The 20,045-nt window shown below is 43.6% G+C and carries 16 protein-coding genes; 6 read left to right on the forward strand and 10 right to left on the reverse strand.

Annotated elements, in window-relative coordinates:
* Positions 1 to 7 precede the first annotated feature (7 nt).
* Positions 8 to 661 (forward strand): TetR/AcrR family transcriptional regulator, encoded by a 654-nt coding sequence (locus tag AMBT_RS05595; protein ID WP_013783616.1) that lies wholly within the window; start codon positions 8 to 10, stop codon positions 659 to 661.
* Between the two features lie 88 nt (positions 662 to 749).
* On the opposite strand, the gene AMBT_RS05600 is transcribed toward AMBT_RS05595, so the two are convergent.
* Both AMBT_RS05600 and AMBT_RS05605 read right to left on the reverse strand, forming a co-directional pair.
* On the reverse strand, positions 750 to 992 hold the full coding sequence (locus tag AMBT_RS05600; protein WP_013783617.1) for an HP1242/YdcH family protein: 243 nt from the start codon (positions 990 to 992) through the stop codon (positions 750 to 752).
* A 45-nt stretch (positions 993 to 1,037) separates the two neighbouring features.
* Positions 1,038 to 1,883 (reverse strand): enoyl-CoA hydratase/isomerase family protein, encoded by an 846-nt coding sequence (locus AMBT_RS05605; RefSeq protein ID WP_013783618.1) that lies wholly within the window; start codon positions 1,881 to 1,883, stop codon positions 1,038 to 1,040.
* 389 nt (positions 1,884 to 2,272) lie between these two features.
* On the opposite strand from AMBT_RS05605, the gene AMBT_RS05610 reads away from it, so the two are divergent.
* From AMBT_RS05610 to AMBT_RS05625, 4 genes are all read left to right on the forward strand, one after another.
* A complete protein-coding gene (locus AMBT_RS05610; RefSeq protein ID WP_013783619.1) occupies positions 2,273 to 4,843 on the forward strand; it encodes a M1 family metallopeptidase in 2,571 nt (856 codons plus the stop codon).
* Between the two features lie 347 nt (positions 4,844 to 5,190).
* Positions 5,191 to 9,213, forward strand: a complete 4,023-nt coding sequence (locus AMBT_RS05615; protein WP_013783620.1) for an ExeM/NucH family extracellular endonuclease — start codon at positions 5,191 to 5,193, stop codon at positions 9,211 to 9,213.
* Between the two features lie 15 nt (positions 9,214 to 9,228).
* Entirely contained in the window at positions 9,229 to 9,822 is a 594-nt protein-coding gene (locus AMBT_RS05620; RefSeq protein WP_013783621.1) for a hypothetical protein, read from the forward strand.
* A gap of 210 nt (positions 9,823 to 10,032) precedes the next feature.
* Positions 10,033 to 10,992, forward strand: coding sequence for a WYL domain-containing protein (locus AMBT_RS05625; protein ID WP_013783622.1), 960 nt, complete (start codon positions 10,033 to 10,035; stop codon positions 10,990 to 10,992).
* A gap of 45 nt (positions 10,993 to 11,037) precedes the next feature.
* On the opposite strand, the gene AMBT_RS05630 is transcribed toward AMBT_RS05625, so the two are convergent.
* The 8 genes from AMBT_RS05630 to AMBT_RS05665 all read right to left on the reverse strand — a co-directional run bounded on the left by AMBT_RS05630 (position 11,038) and on the right by AMBT_RS05665 (position 19,505).
* On the reverse strand, positions 11,038 to 13,173 hold the full coding sequence (locus AMBT_RS05630; protein ID WP_041452500.1) for a response regulator: 2,136 nt from the start codon (positions 13,171 to 13,173) through the stop codon (positions 11,038 to 11,040).
* Positions 13,174 to 13,405: 232 nt separating this feature from the next.
* Complete coding sequence (locus tag AMBT_RS05635) at positions 13,406 to 13,993, reverse strand: DUF1989 domain-containing protein (protein WP_013783624.1); 588 nt, start codon at positions 13,991 to 13,993, stop codon at positions 13,406 to 13,408.
* A 37-nt stretch (positions 13,994 to 14,030) separates the two neighbouring features.
* Positions 14,031 to 14,696 (reverse strand): guanitoxin biosynthesis heme-dependent pre-guanitoxin N-hydroxylase GntA, encoded by a 666-nt coding sequence (gene gntA, locus AMBT_RS05640; RefSeq protein WP_013783625.1) that lies wholly within the window; start codon positions 14,694 to 14,696, stop codon positions 14,031 to 14,033.
* 31 nt (positions 14,697 to 14,727) lie between these two features.
* Positions 14,728 to 15,630, reverse strand: a complete 903-nt coding sequence (locus AMBT_RS05645; RefSeq protein ID WP_013783626.1) for a glycosyltransferase family 2 protein — start codon at positions 15,628 to 15,630, stop codon at positions 14,728 to 14,730.
* A 269-nt stretch (positions 15,631 to 15,899) separates the two neighbouring features.
* Entirely contained in the window at positions 15,900 to 16,280 is a 381-nt protein-coding gene (locus tag AMBT_RS05650; protein ID WP_013783627.1) for a hypothetical protein, read from the reverse strand.
* Positions 16,280 to 17,284: a YHYH protein gene (locus AMBT_RS05655; protein WP_013783628.1), complete on the reverse strand. Its 1,005-nt coding sequence runs from the start codon at positions 17,282 to 17,284 to the stop codon at positions 16,280 to 16,282. The genes AMBT_RS05650 and AMBT_RS05655 overlap by 1 nt, the downstream gene beginning before the upstream one ends.
* 122 nt (positions 17,285 to 17,406) lie before the next feature.
* On the reverse strand, positions 17,407 to 18,096 hold the full coding sequence (locus tag AMBT_RS05660; RefSeq protein WP_013783629.1) for a response regulator: 690 nt from the start codon (positions 18,094 to 18,096) through the stop codon (positions 17,407 to 17,409).
* Positions 18,096 to 19,505 carry an ATP-binding protein gene (locus tag AMBT_RS05665; protein WP_013783630.1) on the reverse strand — a complete coding sequence of 470 codons (1,410 nt, stop codon included), beginning with the start codon at positions 19,503 to 19,505 and terminating at the stop codon, positions 18,096 to 18,098. The genes AMBT_RS05660 and AMBT_RS05665 overlap by 1 nt, the downstream gene beginning before the upstream one ends.
* A 141-nt stretch (positions 19,506 to 19,646) precedes the next feature.
* On the opposite strand from AMBT_RS05665, the gene AMBT_RS05670 reads away from it, so the two are divergent.
* Positions 19,647 to 19,883, forward strand: coding sequence for a hypothetical protein (locus AMBT_RS05670; RefSeq protein WP_013783631.1), 237 nt, complete (start codon positions 19,647 to 19,649; stop codon positions 19,881 to 19,883).
* Positions 19,884 to 20,045: the final 162 nt, after the last annotated feature.

The following is a 20,045-nucleotide window of genomic DNA, read 5'->3' on the forward strand; positions in this document are numbered from 1 at the left end:
GTGCACAATGACGATAGCAAATGAACAAGAAAACGTAGCACAAGCGCTTGGTAAGACACTAGGGGCAAAGGCCCTCACGGTTTTACAAGCGGCAAGAAAGGTATTTTTAGCCCATGGATTTTCTAATGCTACAACTGACATGATTCAGCGAGAAGCGGGAGTATCTAAGTCTACGGTTTACGCGCATTTTGCCAACAAAGAAACCCTTTTCAGTGCGGTTGTACAGACCGAATGCTTTTCCACCTCGACTAGTATGCGTACCATTCGATATAAACCCGGACAGTTACGCGACGTGTTACACGAGGTGGCTAACGTGTACTTGAATGTTGTTCTATCTAAATCAGGGGCAGCATTAGCGCGTATGGTAATTGCAGAGGTAGAGCGTTTTCCGAATTTAGGTAAGATTTTCTATGAATCTGGCCCGCGGGCGAGCATTAAGGTTGTCGCAAATATTATGGGTTCAGCGAATGAAGCAGGGGATCTTGAGCTCGGGTCGTTAACGAGTGAAGAAGCGGCAAGAATATTTATTGGTTCAGTGAGAAGTGAGTTACAACTCTATTATTTAACTCACCCAGATGATATGCCTACAAAGGCACAAAAAGAGCAGTGGGTCACGTTTATTGTCGATACCTTTACGCGCGCTTACGGAAAGTCCGCTTAGTGTAGAACGAGGATTCATACCCCCTGTGGTACTTAGTAATACGTGCAACAGGGGGCGTATGAATTTACCTATTAAATCTGCTTATTATTTACATTGCCGCTTGTAACTTGCTGTACAGCGTATCTTTGAGTACTGCGCGGTCATGCTTCATTTGGTGTAGCGTTTCGTCGCTGGTTGGACCGCCTTTTAGCTCAAGCTTACGGATTTCTTCATCTAACGCGTTGTATTGTTTAGTCTCGCTGGCAAACGTACTGTCGCTTTCTACAAGTTTTTCAATAACGGCTTTGTATTCTGGAAAGTCAGATTGTAACGAGTGGTTTTCACCTAACATAATATGCTCCTAAATTTTTTGTTCACTAAAATGTTTCAAGTAGTATTAGTTAATATCTTGTACGGCAACAACGAGATCATTCCAATTACGTTGATTTTCCATATCGTATTCCATTCCTTTAATGTCTGCTTCGTTAAATCGTTTAACGGCAGGGGTTTTACTGGTTGCTTGATATAGCCAGTAAGCTTCTGCACGTAACGCTTCATCTATAGGTTTATCGATAGATTCATATACAGCTTGTTTGCAGGCATTAATCGATTCTGCGGGAAACAGCGCAATGCGTTTGGCAAGGGCATCTACATATGGGCCTATTTCATCAGGCTCCAGCGCTTTATTAATGGTGCCGTAAGCTTCGGCTTCATCGGCGCTAAAATCACGGGCACTTAAAATTATTTCTAGAGCTCGGCCAAGGCCTGTTTGACGAGCCATCCGAGATGCGCCACCACCACAAGGCAGTATTCCCATGCCTACTTCCATCTGCATTAACTTGTATTTGCCGCGAGCGGCGAAACGCATATCGCAAGCTAGAGCAAATTCATGACCACCACCTCGGGCAAACCCTTCTAATTTCGCGATTGTGGCCTGTGGCAATTTACTAATACGCTCTAATGCCACTTGAAGGTCGAGCAATTTCACATCGCTGCGAGCTACCGCTTCGGTTGACATATCTTTTAGAAGGTTAGTGTCATAGTGACAAACCCAAATTTCCGGATTAGCTGATTGGAACACTACAACCTTGACGGTGCGATCGCGCTCTAGGCGCATAGCAAGACCCATTAGGTCTTCTAGCATTTCTTGGCCCTGAACATTAACGGGGCCGAAATCGAAAGTGACGGTAAGTATTGCACCGTCTTGCTTTGCGGTAAAAGTGGTATAGCCGTTATACGCCATGATAGTTTCCTCTGATTGCTTTAATTGTTAATTCATTTTTTAGTTGTGGTTAACTTGCCAATAAGAGATTAACAGTGATGGACGGGCTTAATAATCGGTAAACCTGTGGATACAGTTTATGCATTTTATTGAAGATAGGAGTTGGCGTAAGCGGTGAATTCCCGCTACATCTTGAAGTTATGAGAAAGGAATAGGAGGCGGAATACGTGTATAACACGCTGAATGCACTAACTATTAGGCTGGACATCTCTCGTAACAATTTCTAAAAAAATTTGCGACTAGTCAGGTTGCGCGCCTCGATAAACCTGATTATGCTCCCCCGCGATTATACATGGGGCAATGCTCCGGCTTCAGGAACTCAGTTCCCTCTCTACATGGAATTATAATATATGAGACGAATCATAACGTTGTTTAGTTGTGTTTTGGCGCTGTTAACGACTCAAGTGTTAGCAAAAGACGTTGAATACCGCTTACCATCTTCCGTAACGCCAACCTTTCAAGACATTCATTTAAACCTGGATCCCGACGCACCACACTACTCTGGTTCTACTCGTATAAACGTCACAGTTAATACGGTAACCAAAAGAGTAGGCTTTTATCAGCAAGATCTTGCGATCACTCACGCCGAGCTTATTCAAAACGAGCGTGCAATAGCACTTAATGTTGAAGAAGGCGAGTACAACATTAATTGGGGTATGGCTGATGCTGACATTGCACCAGGCAAATACACCCTTGTAATCGACTTCGAAGGCAAGGTGAATACCTCATCTGATGGTATGTATTTATCTCGTTTTGAAGAAACAAACTACCTCTTTACGCAGTTTGAAGATATGCATGCACGTAAAGCATTTCCTAGCTTCGACGAGCCCGCTTTTAAAATAGCGTACCAAATGACAATCACAGCGCCTGAAAAACAAGTGGTGGTATCGAATACGCCGGTTGAGAGCCGCGATGTTAGCGAAGGCATGCAAACGGTTAAGTTTGAAAAAACCAAACCTATGCCAACCTACTTAATTGCTTATACCGTAGGGCCGTTTGATAGCGCAGAGTTAGAAGGCTTGTCGGTACCTGGTAAAATCTACGTGCCTAAAGGCTATGCAGATAAAACAAAATTTGTGGTGAAACATACCCCTGAAATTTTAGCCACGCTAGAAGACTTTTTCGATATTAAATACCCTTACAAAAAACTCGATTTTGTTGCAGTGCCTAACTTTACGCACGGTGCGATGGAAAACGTAGGGCTAATTACTTATCGCGACAGCTTATTATTATTAGAAGACGAGCCGGGTTTAACAGAACGTAAAGGCCCGCTTAACGTTATTGCACATGAATTGGCACACCAATGGTTTGGTAACTTAGTTACCATGGCGTGGTGGGACGATTTATGGCTAAACGAAGCGTTTGCCTCGTGGGCTGCCAGCTATACCATGATGGAGCTGTACCCAGAGCTTAATTTTGCCGATCGTATCGTGCAAGAATCTGCGTTCGGTGCCGATGCTAGCCCTACCGTTAAACCGGTGAAAAAAGTGGTTCGTACACAGCCTGATGTAATGGATGGCTTAGGGCTTAACTACTCAAAAGGCGAGTCTATTTTGCAAATGATAGAGTCGTTAATTGGTACTGAAAAGTTCCGTGAGGGCGTGCGTAACTATATGAACACCCATGCGTGGGGCAATACGGTTGCTGATGATTTATGGGCTGCCCTTGATGGTGTTTCAGACATTAATCTAAGTGCCATGATGAAAGCCTACTTGGAACAACCTGCTTACCCACTTATTACTATTAACGATAACGGCACTATCACCCAAGAGCGCTTTCATTATGCGGGCGCTAGCGTAGAAGCTCAAACTTGGGCTGTTCCACTTAAACTTACTTACAAAGTAAATGGCAAGATAAAGCAAGAAGTGGTGTTTATCGATAAAGCCAAAACCACATTGCCTCAACTTGCTGAAGCAGACTGGGTTTTCCCTAACGATAACGCCACAGGCTATTTTCGTTGGGCCATTTCAGCAAAGCAGATGGGCAACCTTCTAAACGACCTCAATGTACTTAATAACCGTGAAAAGAAAAATGTGTTGTATAACATGCAAGCATTACTTAACGCGGGTAAGGTGAGTATTGATAGCATAATGCCAGTATTAACTGCATTGGCGAAAGACAACGACCCTGTTGTTAAACGTGCCGCGGTAGGCGTTTTGGGTGAGTTTGACTACTTGATTAATGACGACAACAGAACACATTACGCAGCCTTGTTGAATCAAGAATACTTACCTTTACTAAACGAGCTTACCCTTGAGCAAACTAGTGGCGAAGCGGAGAGTGTTATTAGCCTACGTAACCAGCTTTATAGCCTGCTTGGAAACAGAGCAAACAACGAAACACTGATTAAAAAGAGTGAATTGATAGCCAAGCAATATATTAAAGATAGCAGTGCAGTTCCTGCGGGTATTGCTGGCACCGCGATAGGTATCACTACGAAGTACGGTGAAGAGGATCTCTACGATACGTTAGTGGCCGCATTCAAAGAAGCGCAACTGCCGAATGTTAAACGTACCTTGCTTTATTCAATGCGCTACACCGATGAAGCCACGGCAAACAAAATGCTAGATTTAGCATTAACCGATGATATTACGCCAGCCAACACGCTTTACATGTTGGTAAGAGTATCGCGTAATTTAGAGCTCAAAACTGCATTGTATAAATGGTTAGACAAGAACCTTGATGCCTTGATTGCAAAGATGCCTGATTACCATGTATCTCGTATGCCTGAATTTGTATCTACTAGCTGTAGTGCTGAAAACTTAGACATGGCTAAAGCATTCTACGAGCCAATCAAAGATAAGTATGAAGGAATGGCGCGTAGTTTCGACATTATGTTGGATGAGTCGAACCAATGCTTGCGCTTAAAAGCGACATACCAAAAAGACTTTAATAAATTCTTAGCTAAATACGGCAAGTGAATATAAGATTTAATTAATATCTTTATAAATCAACAGGATTACTGTGATTAATCGTAAGAGGCTGCCATTCGGCAGCCTCTTTTTTATTTTCGACCTCAAATTGTCATAAAAGAAGGCGGTAAGCTTCAGTTTTATTACGACTCGACTATTTGCACAAAATTTACACACTTAGTTTTACCTGTACCAAAGTACACTTGAGTTAAACAAAAAATAAACTTATTTAAACGTCATAAGTTTTTGTTTTTTTTCAGTAAATAAAAAACTGTTATTATTTTGCACAAGTTCTTGCTGTGTATACGCAAGTATATAATTTTATACGTTCCTAAAAAAAAGTGGACGATAACAACATGGCGGAACTGGGTAGGCAAGGGCGAGCGAAGTTGAGTAAGTCAGCTTTGTGCGTGAAATTAATATTGGGTAGTGTGTTAACGCTGCCACTTTCTTTTAACGCTTTATCAGATGTAATTTGGGAAGAAAACTTCGACGCAGCCACATTAGATGGCAAAGGAGCGGTTGGAGGAGATACTATTACTATTGATATGGATGGCGTATCACGCTGGAGTATTGATGTAACAGACGCTGATTTAAGTGCGGTTTCTGACTGGTTTAAAGTCGATGGCGGCCAACTAAGTGCTCGCGACGTAGATGGCGATGCCGTGTGGGTGTCTGAGGTTATTGTCGTAAATGGCTTAACTGACTTGCAGCTTGATGTCGAAGTATCAGAAAGTGGTACGCAAGAAGACATAGATTATGTTGATGTGATGTACTCAGTTGATGGTGGAGAGTTTGTCTTAGTCACCAATGCACTGGGAACAGATATTCACACTCTTATAGATGACTACACTAGTGTAACCGTTAATTCTGCTATTCCTGATGCAAGCACGGTTCAAATAAAACTAGCTATGAAGAACAATGCTGGGACAGAATCCCACTTTGTAAACAGCGTTGTTTTATCAGGTTCGACTGGCTCAGAAGGAGAGGGTGAAGGCGGCGATGATGGCGAAACATCTGAAGACACACTTCGTACCTTAACCGAAACCTGCTTTAACTGCCCTGATTTAACCGCGGTTAAATTGCCCAGCGACTATGTTGAAGCGGATTATTATGCGCAGCTTGATACAGCAATAACGAATAATGAAAGCGCTGAAACACTTAAAGCACTGGCTCAAAATATTATCTCACTCGATCACCATCAGCTTTCTTATTCAGAAGCATGGACAGCCCTAACTGACACCGATCAAGACCCTGCCAACCCAGACAATGTCGTGTTGTTCTACATGGGAACATCGTTAGCTAAATTCAGTAACGGTAGTGGCACGCAAAGCAGCAATCAGGACAATTGGAATAGAGAGCACGTTTGGGCGAACAGCCATGGTTTCTCTAGTAGCAGCTTAGCCGCATATTCAGATATTCATCACCTTCGCCCAACCGATATATCGGTAAACGGTTCTCGCGGCAATCTAGATTTTGATTTCAGTGATGGTGCACTACCTGAAGCGCCAGCAAACAGCATTGATAGTGACTCTTTTGAACCTCGTGATTCAGTAAAGGGTGATGTAGCACGCGCTATGTTTTACATGGACGTACGGTACGATGGCAGTGATAGCAGCGAGTCGGAAGCAGACTTGGTATTGGTTGACCGTTTAACCAGCACTGACGAAGCCGCCCAAGGCAAACTGTGTGTTCTTTTACAATGGCATGAAAGCGACCCTGTTGATGAATTCGAACTTGAAAGAAACAGCAAAGTTTTCGAATTCCAAGGTAACCGTAACCCCTTTATCGACAAGCCTGAGCTTGCTTCACTAATATTCAATGCAAGTTGTGATGGTACAGACGCTGGCGATTCAGATGGCGGTGATACGGGAGAAGATTCTGGTGACTCAGTTGATGATGGCACTGACGGAAGTACAGGTTCAGGCCACGCCGTTTTCATTTCTGAATACATTGAAGGCAGCAGCTTTAACAAAGCGGTAGAAATTTACAATGGTTCAACTGAGGCAGTAGATTTAAGTAACTATAAGCTTAAATTACTTTCAAATGGCGCTACCAGCGTAGGTGACGAAAAAGTATTGGAACTTAGCGGCACGTTAGCCTCTGGTGCCGTGGCTACCTTTAGTCATGCTAGCGCTGAAGATGCGCTGACTACAGGCTCGACGTTGAGTAGCTTTGTAATGAACTTCAACGGTGACGATTACATCGAGCTAAGTTACGGTGATGTCACCATTGATGCTGTTGGTACGTTTGGCGTAAAAACCAACTGGGGTAAAGATGTAACCCTAGTGCGTAAAGCTTCAATTACTGAAGGTAATGCAACACGTAACGCTGCTTTTGACCCAGACAGTGAGTGGGATAGCTACAGCCAAAACACTTACGATTATTTTGGTTCGCACAATGGCAGTGTGGTCGACCCTACCGACCCAACTGACCCAACCGACCCAACTGATCCGACAGACCCTGTCGACCCAGTAGATCCGGTAGACCCAACAGTCGAGTTGGTGCTTATCAGTGAACTGCAGGACGAAGGTGATGCTTCACCACTTGCTGATACTACCGTAATCATTGAAGCGGTAGTGACCAAAGTAGCGGAAGACTTGTCTGGTTTCTTTGTTCAAGAAGAAGCGGCTGATTCAGATGGCAACGACGCAACCTCTGAAGGTGTGTTTGTATATGCTACTTCCCTAGAGACTTTCCCAATGGTTGGCGACTTGGTTCGCATGCAAGGTGACGTGGTTGAATACAACGACTTAACCGAGTTTGTATTATCAGGCGACGTTGAAGTGTTAGGCGCAGGTGGAAGTATTCTCTACACAGAACTTAGTATGCCATTTAGTACAGATACCAACCTTGAAGCCTATGAAGGTATGCAAATTACCTTTACCCAATCGTTGCTGGTCAATGACGTATATAACTTAGGTCGTTACGGACAGTTTAACGTGGGCTCTGAGCGCGTGATGATCCCGACTAACCAATATCCTGCGGGCACAGCCGAAGCGATAGCGTTAGCAGAACAAAATGCCCTCAATACATTGTTGGTAGATGATGCTTCAAATAGCCAAAACCTAGATGGTATTCCATTCCCTGTGGGCGGGCTAACGCATGCTAACCCTCTACGTTTGGGCGATACAGTTGAAAACCTCACAGGTGTAATGCATTACTCGTTCAGCGAGTATCAATTGCTACCGGTAATGGACTTAGAATTAGTTCGCACCAATGCACGTACGGCTTACCCGTTAATCGGCTTAACCGGCGATGTAAAAGTGGCTAGCTTTAACGTACTTAACTATTTCGATGGACCAGACTTCCCAACCTCTCGCGGCGCTACCAATGAATTCGAATTGGTTCGCCAAGAAGCGAAAATCGTTGCAGCGCTAGCAGCAATGGATGCAGATGTTGTGGGTCTTGTAGAAGTTGAAAATGATGGTCATGGTGAAGACTCTGCTATTGCAACATTAACCGCAGCGGTTAATGCTGAAATGGGCGGTGATGTGTATAGCTATGTGTCAATCAGTGAAGCATTAGGTACCGACGAAATTGCAGTAGGCATGATTTACAAGCCTGCAGTAGTCACACCATTTGGTAACGCTGTTACATCGTCTGAGTCACCGTTTGACTATGGTAACCGTCAGCCGCTTCTTCAATCATTTACAGTGAACGCCAACGGTGAAGCATTCACCCTTGCCGTAAACCACTTTAAATCGAAAGGAAGTTGTTCAAGTGCTACCGGTGATAATGCCGATTCAGGTGATGGACAGGGCTGTTGGAACGCATTGCGTACCGATGCAGCTAATGGCTTGGTTGCCATTGTAGAAAACAATAGCGATACCTTATCTGACCGCTTACTCATTATGGGTGACTTAAACGCGTATGCAGCAGAAGAGCCTATTTTGGCCCTTGAAAGTGCTGGCTATACCAACTTAGTTAACACCTTTGGTGGCGATTCGGCATACTCATACACATTTGGCGGCGAACTAGGTTACCTAGACCACGCATTATCTAGCCCAAGCTTAACTGAATATGTGGTTGATGCGACGGTATGGCACATTAACGCAGATGAGCCTCGTGTGTTTGATTACAATGAAGAGTATAAAACTGACGCGCAAATCACGGATTATTACGGCGCTGATGCATACCGCTCTTCAGATCACGACCCAGTATTAGTAGTACTTAACTTCCCAGATGCGGTACAACCTGGCGATTTTGATGGCGACAACGACGTAGATTATAACGACATTATGGCGTTCTACGGCTTGTTCTTATCAGGTGGTGCGAGCGATTTACAGTATGATTTTAATAATGATGGCATGGTTAATTTCTTTGACCTTAATGCCTTGATGACCATGTGTACCCGCGCTGGTTGTGCAGTAGAATAAGTAGGAATTGAAAAAATGAAAAAATTTATTATTGGTTTATTTGCATTAGTTGGTTTTAGTGCGCAAGCAGCGGTTATTAACATTAGTACCGATCAGGCATCTTATAACGTGGGTGATACTGTTACGGCTACGGTTAATTTAGATGTGAACGCTCTACTAGCGATTGGTGGAACACTACCTCTGATATCATTCGATAATACGTTTATCTATGATTCAACAAGCTTGACGTATTCAGATGGCTCTGTAACCTTTGGCGATAGCTCGGGATTTACTTTCTTAGATGGTTTGTTCCCAACGGCTCCTGGAATGATCTCTGTATCGTCAACGGGTTTGCTCCCGTTTTCATGGATGTTAGAGATGTTAGGGACTCAGCAATTACTAGCAGGGACCTTAGAGCTGTACACGTTGAATTTTTCAGCATTAAGTGCTGTGAACGACTCACTGTTTGATGTAAGTGGCAGTGTTCTCAACTCCAATGGCCAGCAGTTGCAGGCGACTACGTCATCCGCTCAAATTTCAATTACAGAAGTTCCAGCGCCAAGTACTGGTGTTCTAGCATTACTTGCTTGCTTCGGTATGGCGGTATCGCGGGTTAAGGCTCGCCGCTAATCGAGATATTCTAGCAATGTAACTCAACACGCTTATTACTAAGCATGTTAACAAAAACCCAGCATCTGCTGGGTTTTTTATATTTGATGCTCGCTAAATCATTTAAGGCTTCTTGTAGAAGACAAGAACAAAAAATACGACAAAAATTTCTATTTACAGTGTGCTCAAAATGAACCACACTGGTTAAAAGTACAGTTAAATGGAAATGATATGTCTGCCACCCAAATGCTAGGTAATGAAGGGCGAGAGTTCGGCCTTAGTGATGCTTCACCTTCAGAAAACGCAAGTCTTGATACCGTCAGCTTTGCTCAGCGCCAGCGGTTGGCTTATATCGATTTTTGTTTGTTGTTTAAAGGGGCGATTTATCGCCAAGATCTAATTGGCCGCTTTGAAGTGGGTTTATCTGCGGGCTCTCGCGATTTCAGTCTGTATAAAGTGCTGGCGCCAAATAACCTTACCTACGACGCAAGAGATAAGCGTTACTTTCAAACCGATACTTTTGTACCGTTGTTCGAGCACGATCCTCGTAGAACCTTGGTGAAGTTAGCGAACGATATTTCTGATGGCTTCGATGCTATCGGTGATATCCACTTTCCGGTAGAAAGTGCGTCGTCGTTAAATATCCCCGATATTTATGTAGTGGCGAAACTAGTGCAAGCTATTGTTAATAACAAAGCGGTGAGTGTTATTTATACATCGCTTTCAAGTGGTTCGGGCGCGCGAGAATTGGTGCCCCATAGCATTGTAGATAATGGCCAGCGTTGGCACGTGCGTGCGTTTGATAGAAAAACCGGAAGCTTCAGGGATTTCGTATTAACCCGCATTAGTAAAGTGACGCTGAAGGCCAACCCTGCATTAAGCGAACAGAGCCTAGCCGATGAAGCATGGCAGCGAAAAATAGCCTTAGAAGTAGTGCCGCACCCGAAAAATATAAACCATCCTACTGCCATTGAGCTCGATTATGGTATGGAAGAAGGAGTACTTCACCTTGAAGTACGGGCCGCTATGGCAGGGTATCTACTGCGCCGGTGGAATGTAGATTGTACTAAACATGCCAGTCTGCGTACGGGTGAATACCAACTGTGGTTGCGAAATCAGGAAACGCTGGAAAATACCGATAATCTTGCCATTGCACCAGGGTATATTGGCGAGGAAAAACGCTACGAGTAAAAGATTTTTCTCTAACGGCAGGTATGTCGGTCGCTTCAAGGTGCGTTACCACTTTTGCGTAAATTGCTTAATACTAGAGAGCAGCAGGTCTTTATCTAATGGCTTGGTAAGAAAGTCATTCATGCCTGCATTTAAACATTCTTCTTTATCTTCAGGGAATGCATTGGCAGTAAGTGCTGCGATAGGCGTGTTTATCTTTAATTCGTTTCGAATAATGCTAGCGGCCATAATACCGTCCATTACGGGCATGTTGCAGTCCATCAATATGAAGTCGAACAAGTGCTTGGCACAGGCTGCAACGGCTTGCTCACCATCTTTCACATGCACAATTTTAAAACCTTCGCCTTCAAGCATTGCTTTTACAATTTCGGCGTTAATATCATTATCTTCTGCAATAAGAATGCGCAACCTAGGCGCTGCTTTATGGGGGAAGCCGGTTGGCTTGCTGGCTCGGGACACTAGGCTTTGTAAATCGAGCTCTAAGTCTTTGCGGATGATCGGCTTTGCATGTGAGCGCCAAATAACGTCTTTCACGGCCTCTTCACAATCTAATCGTTCAAGTTCTGCTGAAATCAAAATGATTTTTGGAAATGGCGAGATATCTGTTTTTACTAATTCTCGCAACAAATCAACGCCGCTCATCTCTGGCATCGCTAAATCGAGAATAATAACATCGTAATTATTGGGCGTATCTTCCAGAAAGTCCTTTGCGCTTGAGTACGACGTTGGAATAAGCGACATTGCGGCAACCACGTGTTCTAGATATTCTCGGCTTGTAAGCAAGTCGTCCACAATAGCGCAGCGCAATGTGGCGTCAGTTTTAACCTCGATGGCGGGCAGAGACTCTTCAACCACCGGAAGGGTTAGCGTAAATTCACTACCCGCGCCTAAGGTTGAGGTGGCTAAAATATTACCGTCCATTAATTGTGCTAATTCTTTAGCGATACTCAGTCCTAGCCCAGTGCCTCCATAATGGCGGGTGGTTGACTGGTCTGCTTGCTCAAATTTTTGAAAGATAGTCGACAATTTATCAGAATCAATACCAATACCGGTATCTTTAACCGAAAACAGCAAGGTATTGCCACTCGCCGTGACAGCTTGGCTAACCGATAAGGTTACGCTACCTGACTCGGTGAACTTAATGGCGTTACTCAATAGGTTGTGTAAAATTTGTGCAATACGGGTGATGTCACCTTGAATAATGGGCGCTAGCGTTTGCTGTTTATTATAATGAAAATCTAAGCCTTTGTTCTGGCAATAAATACGCTGTATAGATACCACCTCATCAAGCAGTTGAAGCAAGTCGACAGGGCCTTTTCCAACCACAATTTTCCCCGCTTCAATTTTTGATAAATCGAGAATGTCGTTAATAAGGGTAAGCAATTGTCGCCCAGCGGTTTTGGCCTTTCGTAAGTAATTTTCACTCTTGCTTGGGTTATCCATCGCAAGTTCAATCATGCCAAACAGCCCATTCATTGGCGTGCGTAATTCGTGACTCATACTCGATAGAAACTCGGACTTAGCTCTATTGGCTTCCTGCGCCTTTAGCGCTTCTGTTTCTGCTTTTTCAGAGGCTTCATATAGATGCTGTATTGTCTTTTTTATTTTTCTATCCATGGGCGCGAAAATGAAAAAAGCTTCAACCCCTAGTAGGAATATAGTGGCAAGCCACAAATAGAACTCAAGAGACGAGACCGCATCAACATGACTTTTCGCCTCTAGCTCGAACATATAAACCACACTATTGAGTTGCTCTAGCAGCCTGGTGGCTTGTTCTATAGTAATAACAATTGAAGAAGAACATTGGGGTGAATTCACAAGTGCCCTTGCTTGTCCAATATATTGATTAACCTTTGCATCAAGCTGGCTAGTACCGAAATACATATTGGAGATAGAGTCTGGTAAAGAGGGCAAAGAGATTAGTTTTTGATGATTACTTGATAAGGTATTAATGGCCGTTTCAAGTATGTCGGTAGACGATGCGCTGTCTTCACCACAGGCATTTATTTTTTGTACAAGAAGGGCAATGCGTTGAGAGAGCATTCGCTGCTGCCCCGCAATATTGATAATTTCAGCATCAAGACGCTGACCGTTCAGCAGAGTTCGCATTGTGAATACAGATGCCGTAACAAGACAGGCAATGAGAAGCAGCGCTAGCGTGTACCGTATGCGAATGGACATAAAAATAACGTTTTTCTTAGAGTACCTAAAAGATAATTGATACCAAGCATTTACGCAATTTTCCAAAGGGACTAAATGCTAAGCTTTTTTCAAATTTTGAAAAAGTTGATGAGAAGCCCACTGTATTTAATTGGAGGAAGCAGTGTTGAAAATAGAGGGTAAAACGAATTTAAGATGATGGTAGGGCGAACTTGCTCTCAACGAGAGCAAGTTTAATGGTCTCAAATTTTGCTTATAAAGCGGGCAAAATTTCAAATTGAATTGGTTTATAGCGAAAGTTATTCGATTCGCCCGCAGAGCATGCAGTAAGACCTACAATCATGTCCATTTTTGCTTCAAAAATAGTGTAGTCACCTGCTTTACTCGTAGGCGGTAGCACGGCAATTTTTCCCTCGGGGCTTACATCCACGTTCATAAAGGTATTGAATGTAGTCCCAATATGATGTGCAGGAATGTCGAACTCAGCGAATGCGGCCACTAAGTTGCCATGGCATCCAGGTACGGGGGGGTCACTGGGATAAAAGTGTTTGAAGGTATCCACACTGCAAGGGGTTAAAAGAAAATCGTGTTCTTCCACCGTATCTTCAATGATCTCAAACATCACCTGACTTTCGTTGGAGTAAAGCTTACATCCTGATTTAAAGTGGGTGCTTTCGTTATAATCTAGCGAACGGCCTGACGACATAAACTCATTTTTATCGTGGGCGTTAAAAGCATATAAATCGGCAACTTGTTCCCCTTCAGGGTCAATAACTTTTAGCCGCTCACCTTTATTAATAGTGAATGCTGTGCCGCTTCTTGGTTGAATGGTTTGTCGCATTGCTGCCTCTTTATTTCTCTATTTGAATTAATGTAGATTAGTTTTGATTTGCATGGAAAGGACACTGCCAACGCTTAGGTTGCTGCTTTCCACTGTACTGATATGCTTCTGATTGCTCACCATGATTTTGCAACAAGGTATTTTTTGAACCACAGAAGGCTTCGTCTTGTTGACGAATGTGGTCTCTTAAATCTTCAAATTTTCCTTGTTCGCGAAGTAGTTCGAATTGCTCGTGAAGATTGAACACTAGCGCGGGGCGCTCAAAGCGTCTGCTTTTACGCTTCGCACCGGGGTGGAGTCCAATGATAAAAAATGCTTTGCCGCCCAAACTAAAACTAAAGTTAGGACTATGCGGATTTTCGTCTACTTGGTTATCCCAGCCGTGCATGCAGGTGTCGATGTCATGAAGTTGCTGAAGTTTGCGCCACATCAATTTATCAAAAACAATCTCGCTTAGAATCTCTGGTTGTTCAAAAGTAAGTACCAGCGAAGAATACATATCTTTATCAAGCTCAAAGCGATGAATGAAGTCGTAGATGTCCGTCAAGATGTCGGTATCATTCGTGTCGCATCGAAAATTATCATACTGCTTTACAGTGATTTTACCCTTGTTTAACGCAGTTTTAGCGCCTACACAAGGGTAATCGGCTTGGTTGATAAACGCTGATACTTTTTGCTCTAGATCAGGTTTTAAAATAGACATACTCACTCCTTGATTAGTCTTCCCACGCTTTTTAAGCAGATTGCTTAATCAACGCTGTATCATGCTCTTGTGAAGAAACTTCGTTTTCAGAGGACGTTTTTTCGCGCTTTGGCAATTGCAGAACATGAATACCAGCGGTTTCAAAATCTTCATTAATATAACCGGCTTCTGCGTATGCATTTAGCACATTGATACAAGGGTTAACGCCCCATTTAGCGTGGTAACGCTCGGCGTTTCTGACAAAATCTAGAAGGTGATTAATAGGGCAGCGGTAATTTGGGCGCTCTGGCGCAAAAGTCTGCAATTCGATTTGGTTTAATGAAAAACCCAATGAACGGCAATTGGTAAAAAAGTCTTCGTCGTTTAGTCCGAAGCCGTCGTAACCTTCATCGAAACCGCCGGTTTTCTTAAAATCTGTCTTGCTAATAAAAAACACTGTAGAACAAATGCTATCGTCACTAAACTTTCCATGATCATCTTCCTGTTGTCTTGACGGAATTTCGTTATTATCTTCGTCTGGTAATTCTTGGCTTTTAATTTGGCATAATGTGTCGTGGGGAAGGACCCATTGTGACTCTGGAACGAATGTCACTTTGGTAAATACCACTGAACCTGGACACCATGCATTCAATCCTTTAGCGATAAAGTTTTTATCTACAATGGCATCAACATTTAGGTAAGCTAAAAGGTTACTTTTGGCTTCTTGTAAACCGCGATTTCGTGCTCTAGCAATCGGTAATGCGCCATTAGCCACAAACTTATGCACGATATTAAACTTCTCACTTTTCGCTAGTGAAAGCGTTGAAGGAGAACACATCCAAACGATGACAAGTTCATCGGGAAGTGGGTTACACGACTCAAGCTGTTCTATGAGTCTGCAGAGTTTTTCTGTACGACTTTTTACTATCGTGACAACGCTGACGGGTGAATGCATGTAAACCTCCTAATTTCCCTTTGGTGAGTATTTGATAACCTAACTTCAGTGGTTGTTACCAAACGTCGCACTTACTGTCTTATCTGTAATGCCTACTTGCAGGTAACTTAGCAATTATTAGACCTTAGTCTAATATATTGAAAAGTTTGGAGATTATTTATTTTAGTGTTGCGTGCCAGTGCTTAGGCTTGCAAAGAATTCACTCAGTGTGAATCTATTTCATAGTGTGAGAATGGGGCCAACGCCCCATTTGGGAAAGGGTTTGGTGATCACTGAGAGGGAGTGTTAGCTGCATTAACATTGTTGGCTTTAACAGTGCCTAATTGTGCTGCAGTTTCTTGGTCTGTTTTAACTTCAATCTCTATTTCATCGGGTATAGCGTGTAAATATTCGATGGGCTCACTTCGAACACACAAGGTCTTTAAATTAAAAACTTGGCAGCTGCCTTTATAACGCTGCGTTTTGGCTACAAGGTAACTACATGCCTCGCCCTTAGTTTTTGTTTCGCAGGCTTCAAATGCTTCGTTGTGAATATGACCGCTATGAGCTAAAACTGTCGTCGAGCATGCCATTGCTAGTAAGGTTACCAATGAGAATAAAGGTAATGTACCGGCTAGTGACTTGCCTAATTTTACACGTATAGACGTCATTAATTTACCTCTATACTGCCTTGGGCACCTTGATAGCAGCCTATAAACATATTTTCGGCGGCACTCGCTGCATGGTAATGGTAGCCTCTTGTATCGTCCTCATGGCCTCTACATTCATCAAGATCATAGTCTTCTTCGCCATTGGCGTTCAACATGCCGTAGATGCCGTAGCCATCAAGGGCATATCCCATGAGATTGGCATGATCATCAAGACTGGTTACCACTTCGCTACAGCCTAATGAAGCATGATAATGATATCCCTCGGCGGGGTTCACATGGCCACCACAGTCGTCAAAGGCGGCAATGGTATTCGCAGCTAATATTTGAGAGACGGGGGCAGGGCCTGCTATCACTACACCGTTTAATGAAACGCCCAAGTCAGCTCCTATAGATTCCGGGTTTGATAATGGTACTGGCGTGACTGGAATTAAAATGGTTTGTTGCATTCCACCGTCATAATAGCTAATTGAACACTCTACACAGTGATTTTGATATTCTTCGGCTACGTTGGGACGGGCTGCAGCTTCACAGGCTACCTGAGTATCTGTAACGAAAATTTCGCCAGTATCTTCATCGTATAATTCCCAGTCATCGCCATAAAGGGTTTTTACGTCCACAAAGAATTGCCCTTCCAGCTGATATACCTCGCCACTTCCGTCAAACCATATACCGCCTTGGGTTGCATCGTCAGTAATAGTGGACGGGCAGAAAGGGCCTATGTCTGTATTTGCAGGTGCGCCATTGATAACAACCTTGTAGCAGTCGGTGGTGGTTCCATCCGTAAGCGTACAAGAGGTCGTGGTAATTGTTTCGGCCAAACCCGCAGCTAGAAAGTAGTCAGGGTTTGCGCCAACAATACTATTGCTTGAGTCGCTATCGCTATCTGAGTCAGTAGACGTATCACTATCCTGTGTCGTGGAAGTGTTGTCGGAATTATCGCTATCAGAGCATGCTGATGCGCCCAGCAGCACGAGCATGAGCAGTGCGTAGAATGACGTCTTCATATATAGCCTCAGAATTGTGTTTTATGTTCGAATGCTTATCGAAATATCAAATCAAAGGCTATCGCTAAAATGTGCAGTTTCTGTGCAGGTTTAAAGAGGCTTTAGTGAAGATGTATCAGAGGCTACTGTACTTTGTAGCCTATGCCGTATACCGCATGAATAGGGCTGGTGTGTTCAGCCGTCGCTAACTTGTGACGAAGGTTTTTCATATGGCTGTCGATGGTGCGGTTACTCACCACTCTGCCGTCGTCGTAGCCTAGCTCCATTAGCTGGTCTCGAGAGTAGACCACGCCAGGTTTTGTCATCATGGTTTTCAATAATCGAAATTCTACCGGTGTAAGCTCAATAATGTTGCCATCCACGGCACATTCAAATCGAGACATATCCAACTCGATGTGGCGAAAAGTGAGCTTTTCTGATGACGACTCGGTTTGGTTTTGTTGCGTGGCTCGCCGCAAAACCGCTTGTATCCGTGCTACGACTTCACGGGCTGAAAAAGGTTTGCAAACATAGTCGTCAGCACCTGCTTCTAAACCAATAAGTCGGTCTATTTCATCGACTCGGGCGGTCAACATGATAATGGGCACCATAGAAAAACTACGCAACGATTTGCAAATGGTGAGTCCGTCCACTCCGGGTAACATTCTATCTAAAATAATGGCTGCCGGTACTTCCTTTTTTACCGTATCAACCACATGTGTGCCTTCATTCAATACGGTAGATGTGAATCCTTCCAAAGCAAGAAATTCAACTAAAATTTGCGCAATTTTATCTTCATCTTCAACAATGAGTACATGTTTGTGCGGTGTCATTAGTTATTATCCGTAGTGAAATGTTTGGGCAGTTCTGCCGTAATTTTAACGCCGCCGAGTGACGAAACTGACGCGCTAATTTTGCCACCATGGGCCTCAATAATTTGTTTACTAATTGATAGACCAAGGCCAGCACCTTGTGTTCGACGTCTACGTGAGGCATCTTCTCTAAACAAAGGTTCAAATAATGCCGCCGCATTTTCTTTCGCGATGCTTGGCGCTGAATCTTGGACAATAATAACGATAAAGGAAGGTTGTTCTGAAACCACTACCTCCACGGTACCTGGTGCATCGGTATACTCACATGCGTTAACTAACAAGTTGAGCATAAGCTGTTTCAAGCGTTGGTGGTCGGCGTTAATGGTGATGTTGGGTGGGCAGGAACAAGTGAAGGTAAGCCCTTTTGTATCAAAAATATGCGCAAGGCTTTCGCTTTGTTGCACGATTACTTGGCTCAAATTCACTGACGAGAAATGATAAGAAAGCCCGCCAATATCAGACAGTGATAATTGGTATAAATCTTCAACCAATAAAGACAAGCGTGTGACCTCTTGGTCAAACGAGGCCAGTTGTTTTTGATCAAGTGGTCGAATCCCTGCTTTTATCAATTCAATTTCGCCCGATAAAATGGTGAGAGGCGTACGGAGTTCGTGAGAGATATCAGCTAGCCATTGACTTTTAGTATTTTTGTGCGCTCCAAGGGTATTTCCCAATGTATTTATGTGCCGCATCAGCTCGCCAAATTCATCAGGACGGTTTTCTGGCAAGTTGGTTTTATACTGATGGGCGGTTAGGCCTTTAACGCTTTGTAATATTGCCTTAAAAGGGCTTAGCATGCGCGGCGTAACGCCTAATGCCAGTATAAGCGAGGCAATAAGCGACAATAGGCCTATAAAGATAATGGCTTGCAGCTGTTGTTCAGAAAAAGCGCGAGCCACATCAGAATCAGGTGTCTTAGGCGGGTAACTGGTAAGCCGACCTATGATCTGGCCGTTAAAGTCGAGTTTCACGCTTACTTCATTTCGTTCGTTTTCGTCTTCATAGGACGCTTGCCCAGATACGACGTCCCCAGACGGATTAGTGAGTAATGTAGGAGGGCCGGCAGATACATCTTCAATTTGATGTCTAGGGGGAGGGAAGCCACCAGGTCGAGGTCGCATTCCAGGGCGTCGATGGGGCATGCCAGTAGGCGCTACACTCTCTATTTGAATGTTGTCCCAACTGTTATTATTGCTGCTGTATTCTGCAATAAGTACGCGACTCAAACTCCTCAGGCGCTCTCGCTCCTGATTTTGAATAAATTCATTAAAGCCTTGCTCGAAGCTCCAACGTGCGAGTGCTAACGAAAGCGACAATGATACACAGGTAAAGCCAACAAGAATAACAAGAAGTTTATGGGATAGTTTCATTGTACTGAGTATATCTATGCTATTGCCATGCTAGCAATTGTTTCTGCTTTTATTCCCTCACTTCTACATGCTTCTTACACAGAATCTGCACATTTAGCGTGTATGCTGGATGTGAATTAGTTAATCTTCTTAGGAAAAGTCATGAAATTGTTAAAGCTTGTATTCGTTGCCACTCTTCTCACTGGAAGTTTAAACACATTTGCTCAACAGGGTCGTCCGAATGGTCCGCCACCTGAAGCTATTGAAGCGTGTGAAAATAAATCTGAGGGAGATACGGTCTCTTTCGAAACCCGCCGCGGTGACAGCGTGGAAGGTACCTGTGAAATGGTTGAGGAGCAACTGGTAGCGGTTCCTGAAAATCTTCGCGAACAGCGCTAATTCCCCGCTCTATTATTCCCATACCCATCCAAAAACGTAAACTGGCAGTGTAAAAATACACCGTCAGTTTCTGCTTTGTTATTACAGAACGCTCTAACAAAAAAATACCGAATATGGCATACTCGTCAATTATTAAGCTATGAATTTTTAGTGCGCCCCGTT

Source organism: Alteromonas naphthalenivorans (assembly GCF_000213655.1).
GTDB classification, from domain to species: domain Bacteria; phylum Pseudomonadota; class Gammaproteobacteria; order Enterobacterales; family Alteromonadaceae; genus Alteromonas; species Alteromonas naphthalenivorans.